We start from the raw sequence: 6,168 nt of genomic DNA, 5'->3' as shown, positions 1-6,168 counted from the left end.
GTTGATCATTGAGCATACTAATGGAGCCTATTAATAGGAATGATGGGTAATTAGTATCTAATAATAGGATAATAGAGAGCGGATAATGAGTCATTAAAAATATGTCAAAATAATGTAATAAAAAAATGAATAAATATACAAAAAATGCTTGATTTATCATCTCTTTTAGTGTAAAATGCACTTGTTGTGAAATGCGAAGAAGTGCGAGGTTGCTGAAACGCTGATAGCCGTTGTCATGAGCGGAAGGGTGTTTTCAGGTAATTCGTGCAGAGCAGCCAATTTAATTGGCAAACAGAAGGAGGAATAATTCATGGCAAACAACAAAATTAGAATCAGATTGAAATCATTTGATCACAAAATCTTAGATGCTTCTGCAGAAAAGATTGTAGCAGCTGCTAAAAAATCAGGTGCTCAAGTAGTAGGTCCAGTACCACTACCAACAGAAAAAGAAATTTATACTATCTTAAGAGCAGTTCATAAGTATAAAGATTCTCGTGAACAATTTGAAATCAGAACTCACAAACGTCTTATTGACATTGTGAATCCAACACCAGAAACAGTTGATGTATTAACTCGTTTGGAATTACCAAGTGGTGTGGATATCGAAATTAAATTATAAGGAAAGGTTAAGGTGTAACTCATGAAAGGAATCTTAGGTCGTAAGATTGGAATGACTCAAGTTTTCACTACTGATGGAAGATTAATCCCGGTTACAGTTGTAGAAGCAACTCCAAATGTTGTATTACAAAAGAAAACAACTGTTACTGATGGATATGATGCAATCCAAGTTGGTTTTGAAGATAAGAGAGAAAAATTAGCAACGAAAGCTCACAAAGGACATGTTGCAAAAGCTCAAACAGCTCCTAAGCGCTTCATTAAAGAATTTCGTTATGACGAAATGATGAGTTATGAAGTTGGTCAAGAAATTAAAGTTGATAGCTTTGTAGCTGGTGAAGTCGTAGATGTAACAGGAACTAGCAAAGGTAAAGGTTATCAAGGTGTTATAAAAAGACATAATCAACACATTGGTCCTAAGGGACATGGTTCAGGTGCTCATAGAATCGTTGGTTCAATGGGTCCTATCGCTCCTAACAGAATCGCTCCAGGTAAGAAGTTACCAGGACAAATGGGGAATGTAACAAGAACAGTTCAAAACTTAGAAATCATTGCTGTTGATGTTGAAAACAATGTATTATTAATCAGTGGTTCAATCCCTGGTCCTAAAAAAGGATTAGTTGTTGTAAAAACTGCTGTTAAAGGAAATGGTAAGGTTAACCCTGCTGAAGATTTAATTATCTATGAAGAAGAAATCGTTGAAAGCCCAGTAGTAGAAGAAACTACTGAAGCAGCTGAAACAGCTGCTGCTGAATAATGAAGCGAAAGGAGGAACACTAATGTTAAAAGTTGCAGTATATAACCAAGAAGGTACAAAAGTAAAAGATACAGAATTAAATGAATTAGTATTTGGTATCGAACCAAACAATCAAGCAATCTTTGATATGGTCTTACTACAAAGAGCTTCATGGAGACAAGGGACTCATAAAGTGAAAAACCGTACTGAAGTCAAAGGTGGAGGAAAGAAACCTTGGAGACAAAAAGGTACTGGTAGAGCTAGACAAGGATCTATCCGTGCTCCACAATGGAGAGGTGGAGGAGTTGTATTTGGACCTACACCAGATAGAAACTATAAGTTAAAAATGAACAGAAAAGTAAGACGCTTAGCATTAAAATCTGCTTTAAGTCAAAAAGTTATCGATAGTGAATTAACTGTACTAGATAATATTACTTTAGATGCACCAAAGACTAAAGATATGGTAAAAGTTTTAGAAAACTTAGAAGCAAATAGAAAAACATTAATCGTTATGGACGAAGTTAATGAAAATGTTGCTTTATCTGCAAGAAATATTCCTGGAGTTAAAGTAATCGATTCTAAAAGACTTAACGTATATGATATCTTAGATAGCACTAAGTTAGTCATGACTGAAGGAGCTATCAAAGCTGTTGAGGAGGTATTGGCATAATGGCACATATTACAGATGTTTTAAAGAAACCAGTACTTACAGAAAAATCTTTATTGTTACAACAAAACGAAAACAAATATACATTTGATGTAGATACAACTGCTAATAAAATTGAAGTAAAGCAGGCAGTTGAAACAATGTTTGACGTAAAAGTTGATAGTGTAAACATTATGAATGTGAAACCTAAAACAAAAAGAATGGGTAAATATGTTGGTAAAACAAATAAGAGAAGAAAAGCAATTGTTAAATTAAAAGAAGGATATGAAATTAACTTATTCGGTGATGAATAAAATTTCAAACTATTGGAATGATCTCCATTCCAGATAAGAAAAATAAGGAGGAACTAAGATGGCTATTAAAGTATACAAGCCTACGACAAACGGTCGTCGTAATATGACTTCTTTGACTTATGAAGAAATTACAGCAACTAAGCCAGAGAAATCATTAACAATCCGTTTATCTAAAAAAGGTGGACGTAATAACCAAGGTGTTATCACTACTCGTCATCACGGTGGTGGACATAAACGTTTATATCGTATTATTGATTTCAAACGTAATAAAGATGATGTTGTTGGAAAAGTTGCAACAATTGAATATGATCCTAATAGATCAGCAAACATCGCATTAATTCATTATGCAGATGGTGAAAAGAGATATATTCTTGCTCCTAAAGGATTAGAAGTAGGAATGACAATTGTATCAGGAGAAAATGCTGATATTATTGTTGGAAACTGTTTACCAATGGGAAATATGCCTGAAGGTACTGTTATCCATAATATTGAAATGCAACCAGGTAAAGGTGGACAAGTGGCTAGATCAGCTGGTGTGTCTGCTCAAATCTTAGGTAAAGAAGGAAAATATGTCACTGTAAGATTAGCTTCTGGAGAAGTTAGAAAATTCTTAGCTGTTTGTAGAGCAACAGTTGGTGTTGTTGGAAACGAAGACTATGGATTAGTTAACTATGGTAAAGCTGGTCGTAACAGATGGAGAGGTATTAGACCTACAGTTCGTGGTTCTGTTATGAACCCTAATGATCACCCTCATGGTGGTGGTGAAGGTAGAACTTCAATCGGTCGTAAAGCTCCAATGACTCCATGGGGTAAAAAAGCTCTTGGTGTTAAGACAAGAAATACAAAGAAAGCTTCAAACAAAATGATCGTGCGTCGTCGTAACGGTAAATAAGAAGGAGGGTTATAGAATATGGCAAGAAGTTTAAAAAAAGGTCCATTCGTGGATGAACACTTAATGAAAAAAGTTGAAGCATTAAACGCTGCAAGTAAAAAAGAAGTCATTAAAACATGGTCAAGACGTTCTACAATCTTCCCACAATTTATTGAACATACGTTCGCAGTATATAACGGAAGAGAACATATCCCAGTTTATGTAACTGAAGATATGGTAGGTCATAAGTTAGGAGAATTTGCTCCTACAAGAACTTATCATGGTCATGATGCTGATGATAAAAAGTCAGGTAAATAGAAAGAGAGGAGAAAAATAACATGGAAGCAAGAGCACAAGCTAAAATGATTCGTGTTTCGCCTCAAAAAGCTAGATTAGTCGTTGACTTAGTAAGAGGTAAGAATGTGAAAGAAGCACTTGGTATCTTAGAATACGTTAATAAAAGTGCAACACCTGCAATCATTAAAGTCGTTAAATCTGCTGCACAGAACGCTGTTTTCAATGAAGGTGCAGAAGAAGATAAATTATTCATTAAAGAAATTTTTGTAGACGAAGGTCCTACATTAAAGAGATTCCGTGCAAGAGCAAAAGGAAGCGGGACTCAAATTTTAAAAAGAACAAGCCACATTACATGTGTGGTTGCTGAAAGATAGGAGGGCAAAGTATGGGTCAAAAAGTAAGTCCAGTAGGATTACGTGTTGGCGTTAACCGTGATTGGAATTCAAGATGGTATGCTAATGATAAAGACTTTGCTTCATTATTACACGAAGATATTAGAATTCGTGAATTCTTAAATGCAAAGTTAAAAGGCGCTTATGTCGCAAATATTGAGATCGAAAGATCTAAGAACAGAGTAAACATCTTCGTTCATACATCTAGACCTGGTGTTGTTATTGGTAAAGATGGTGAAGCAGTTGATGCTTTAAGAAAAGAAGTTGCTAAAATGGTAAAAGGTAAACAAGTGTTTATCAATATCGTTGAAATTAAAAATCCAGATGTTGTTGCTCAACTTGTTGCTAACAAGATTGCAGAACAATTAGAAAATCGTGCTTCATTTAGAACAGTTCAAAAAAGAGCAATTCAAAGTGCTATGAGAGCTGGAGCTAAAGGAATTAAAACTTGTGTATCAGGTCGTTTAGGTGGTGCTGATATGGCAAGAACAGAAGGATATTCTGAAGGAAATGTACCTCTTCATACATTAAGAGCTGACATTGATTATGCGACTGCAGAAGCAGATACAACTTATGGAAAATTAGGAGTAAAAGTTTGGATTTGTAAGGGAGAAATTCTTCCTGCAAAGAAGAAAGGGGATAAATAATCATGTTGATGCCTAAGAGAACTAAATATAGAAGACCTCATAGAATTAAATATGAAGGTAAAGCTAAAGGTGGAACTGTAGTTTCTTTTGGTGAATATGGATTACAAGCTCAAGAAGGTGCTTGGATTACTTCAAGACAAATCGAAGCAGCTCGTATCGCTATGAACCGTTATATGAAACGTGGTGGTCAAGTTTGGATTAGAATTTTCCCTCATTTAGCTAAAACAAAGAAACCTCTTGAAGTCCGTATGGGTTCAGGTAAAGGTGCTCCAGAAGAATGGGTAGCAGTAGTAAAAACAGGACGTGTTATGTTCGAAGTCGCTGGTGTAGAAGAAGAAGTTGCAAGAGAAGCATTAAGACTTGCATCTCATAAACTACCAATCAAGTGTAAGATTATTGGAAGAGGTGAGTAATTGTGACAGTTCAAGATATTAGAAATACAGAAACTCAAGAATTACTTAACAAAGTAGAAGAGTACAAGAAAGAATTATTTGGATTAAGATTCCAAGCGGCAACTGGTCAATTAGAAAATACTGCTCGTATTAGAACAGTAAGAAAAAATATTGCAAAGATTAAAACAATTATTAGAGAAAGAGAATTAAACAAATAATTAGAAGGAGAAGAAAATGGAAAGAAACAATCGTAAAGTTTATACTGGGACAGTTATTTCTACAAAAATGGATAAAACAATTACTGTTTTAGTAGAAACTCATGTTAAACACAAATTATACGGAAAACGTGTTAAATCTTCTAAAAAGTTTAAGGCTCATGATGAAGAAAACATTGCAAGAGATGGTGATGTTGTTAAAATTATGGCAACTCGTCCATTATCTGCAACTAAACGTTTCCGTTTAGTAGAAGTTGTTAAAAAAGCAGAAATTATATAATGAAAGAATCTGAAAGGAGGTCACTCAAATGATCCATAATGAAAGCAGATTAAAAGTTGCTGACAATACAGGAGCAAAAGAAGTACTAGTAATTAGAAACCTTGGTGGTTCAAATAGAAAATTTAGTAACATCGGTGATATCGTCGTAGCTACAGTAAAGCAAGCGACTCCAGGTGGTACAGTTAAAAAAGGTGAAGTCGTAAAGGCAGTTATCGTAAGAACTAAATATGGTGTGAATCGTGAAAATGGTTCATTAATTAAGTTTGATGACAATGCATGTGTAATTATTAAAGATGATAACTCACCTAAAGGAACTCGTATCTTTGGACCGGTAGCAAGAGAGTTAAGAGATGCAGATTTCATGAAAATCGTATCATTAGCTCCTGAGGTATTATAGGAGGAGAACGAGAAGATGAAATTACGTGTTGGTGATACAGTTCAAGTTATCGCTGGTAGCGATAAAGGAAAAACTGGAGAAATTATTCAAATTCTGAGAAAAGAAGACAGAGTGATTGTTGAAGGTGTTAATATGGTAACAAAACACATTAAACCATCACAAACAGATCCAGAAGGTGGAATTGTAACAAGAGAAGCACCTATTCATGTTTCAAATGTTGCATACTATGATTCAAAAGCAAAAGAAACTGTTAAAATTGGATACGATTTCGATAGCGAAGGAAAGAAATTCCGTATCAATAAGAAAACAGGAAAAGCATTAGACAAAACAACAAAGAAGAAAAAGTAATCGGAAGGAGGTTAAATA

At 34.7% G+C, this 6,168-nt stretch carries 13 protein-coding genes; all 13 read left to right on the top strand.

Annotation, left to right across the window (positions count from 1 at the left end):
• Positions 1 to 310: 310 nt before the first annotated feature.
• The 13 genes from rpsJ to rplX are packed head-to-tail and all read left to right on the top strand — an operon-like array spanning position 311 to position 6,150.
• Positions 311 to 619, top strand: a complete 309-nt coding sequence (gene rpsJ, locus BN350_RS17660) for a 30S ribosomal protein S10 (protein ID WP_028044779.1) — start codon at positions 311 to 313, stop codon at positions 617 to 619.
• Positions 620 to 640: 21 nt separating this feature from the next.
• Positions 641 to 1,372: a 50S ribosomal protein L3 gene (gene rplC / locus BN350_RS17655; protein WP_028044778.1), complete on the top strand. Its 732-nt coding sequence runs from the start codon at positions 641 to 643 to the stop codon at positions 1,370 to 1,372.
• Positions 1,373 to 1,394: 22 nt separating this feature from the next.
• Positions 1,395 to 2,021, top strand: a complete 627-nt coding sequence (gene rplD, locus BN350_RS17650) for a 50S ribosomal protein L4 (RefSeq protein WP_028044777.1) — start codon at positions 1,395 to 1,397, stop codon at positions 2,019 to 2,021.
• Entirely contained in the window at positions 2,021 to 2,311 is a 291-nt protein-coding gene (gene rplW, locus BN350_RS17645; protein ID WP_028044776.1) for a 50S ribosomal protein L23, read from the top strand. Before rplD ends, rplW begins: the two co-directional genes overlap by 1 nt.
• Before the next feature lie 58 nt (positions 2,312 to 2,369).
• Positions 2,370 to 3,203 (top strand): 50S ribosomal protein L2, encoded by an 834-nt coding sequence (gene rplB / locus BN350_RS17640; protein WP_028044775.1) that lies wholly within the window; start codon positions 2,370 to 2,372, stop codon positions 3,201 to 3,203.
• A gap of 18 nt (positions 3,204 to 3,221) precedes the next feature.
• On the top strand, positions 3,222 to 3,500 hold the full coding sequence (gene rpsS / locus BN350_RS17635) for a 30S ribosomal protein S19 (RefSeq protein ID WP_008790815.1): 279 nt from the start codon (positions 3,222 to 3,224) through the stop codon (positions 3,498 to 3,500).
• 20 nt (positions 3,501 to 3,520) lie between these two features.
• The gene (gene rplV / locus BN350_RS17630; RefSeq protein ID WP_028044774.1) at positions 3,521 to 3,853 is read left to right on the top strand and encodes a 50S ribosomal protein L22; all 333 of its coding nucleotides are present in this window, start codon (positions 3,521 to 3,523) and stop codon (positions 3,851 to 3,853) included.
• An 11-nt stretch (positions 3,854 to 3,864) separates the two neighbouring features.
• The gene (gene rpsC, locus BN350_RS17625) at positions 3,865 to 4,518 is read left to right on the top strand and encodes a 30S ribosomal protein S3 (RefSeq protein WP_028044773.1); all 654 of its coding nucleotides are present in this window, start codon (positions 3,865 to 3,867) and stop codon (positions 4,516 to 4,518) included.
• Between the two features lie 2 nt (positions 4,519 to 4,520).
• The gene (gene rplP, locus BN350_RS17620) at positions 4,521 to 4,931 is read left to right on the top strand and encodes a 50S ribosomal protein L16 (RefSeq protein ID WP_028044772.1); all 411 of its coding nucleotides are present in this window, start codon (positions 4,521 to 4,523) and stop codon (positions 4,929 to 4,931) included.
• Positions 4,932 to 4,933: 2 nt separating this feature from the next.
• Positions 4,934 to 5,128, top strand: a complete 195-nt coding sequence (rpmC, locus tag BN350_RS17615) for a 50S ribosomal protein L29 (protein WP_008790811.1) — start codon at positions 4,934 to 4,936, stop codon at positions 5,126 to 5,128.
• Positions 5,129 to 5,144: 16 nt separating this feature from the next.
• The gene (rpsQ, locus tag BN350_RS17610) at positions 5,145 to 5,405 is read left to right on the top strand and encodes a 30S ribosomal protein S17 (protein WP_028044771.1); all 261 of its coding nucleotides are present in this window, start codon (positions 5,145 to 5,147) and stop codon (positions 5,403 to 5,405) included.
• Between the two features lie 28 nt (positions 5,406 to 5,433).
• Positions 5,434 to 5,802: a 50S ribosomal protein L14 gene (gene rplN / locus BN350_RS17605; RefSeq protein ID WP_028044770.1), complete on the top strand. Its 369-nt coding sequence runs from the start codon at positions 5,434 to 5,436 to the stop codon at positions 5,800 to 5,802.
• 15 nt (positions 5,803 to 5,817) lie between these two features.
• Entirely contained in the window at positions 5,818 to 6,150 is a 333-nt protein-coding gene (rplX, locus tag BN350_RS17600; protein ID WP_028044769.1) for a 50S ribosomal protein L24, read from the top strand.
• Positions 6,151 to 6,168: the final 18 nt, after the last annotated feature.

This window comes from Candidatus Stoquefichus massiliensis AP9 (assembly GCF_000455285.1).
Taxonomy (GTDB): Bacteria; Bacillota_I; Bacilli_A; order Erysipelotrichales; family Coprobacillaceae; genus Stoquefichus; species Stoquefichus massiliensis.
This window is presented reverse-complemented; position numbering and strand designations above follow the sequence as displayed.

Bases quoted from the DNA above. Each gene is read 5' to 3' on its own strand.
- rpsJ (WP_028044779.1), top strand. From the start codon at position 311: ATGGCAAACAACAAAATTAGAATCAGATTGAAATCATTTGATCACAAA.
- rplC (WP_028044778.1), top strand. From the start codon at position 641: ATGAAAGGAATCTTAGGTCGTAAGATTGGAATGACTCAAGTTTTCACT.
- rplD (WP_028044777.1), top strand. From the start codon at position 1,395: ATGTTAAAAGTTGCAGTATATAACCAAGAAGGTACAAAAGTAAAAGAT.
- rplW (WP_028044776.1), top strand. From the start codon at position 2,021: ATGGCACATATTACAGATGTTTTAAAGAAACCAGTACTTACAGAAAAA.
- rplB (WP_028044775.1), top strand. From the start codon at position 2,370: ATGGCTATTAAAGTATACAAGCCTACGACAAACGGTCGTCGTAATATG.
- rpsS (WP_008790815.1), top strand. From the start codon at position 3,222: ATGGCAAGAAGTTTAAAAAAAGGTCCATTCGTGGATGAACACTTAATG.
- rplV (WP_028044774.1), top strand. From the start codon at position 3,521: ATGGAAGCAAGAGCACAAGCTAAAATGATTCGTGTTTCGCCTCAAAAA.
- rpsC (WP_028044773.1), top strand. From the start codon at position 3,865: ATGGGTCAAAAAGTAAGTCCAGTAGGATTACGTGTTGGCGTTAACCGT.
- rplP (WP_028044772.1), top strand. From the start codon at position 4,521: ATGTTGATGCCTAAGAGAACTAAATATAGAAGACCTCATAGAATTAAA.
- rpsQ (WP_028044771.1), top strand. From the start codon at position 5,145: ATGGAAAGAAACAATCGTAAAGTTTATACTGGGACAGTTATTTCTACA.
- rplN (WP_028044770.1), top strand. From the start codon at position 5,434: ATGATCCATAATGAAAGCAGATTAAAAGTTGCTGACAATACAGGAGCA.
- rplX (WP_028044769.1), top strand. From the start codon at position 5,818: ATGAAATTACGTGTTGGTGATACAGTTCAAGTTATCGCTGGTAGCGAT.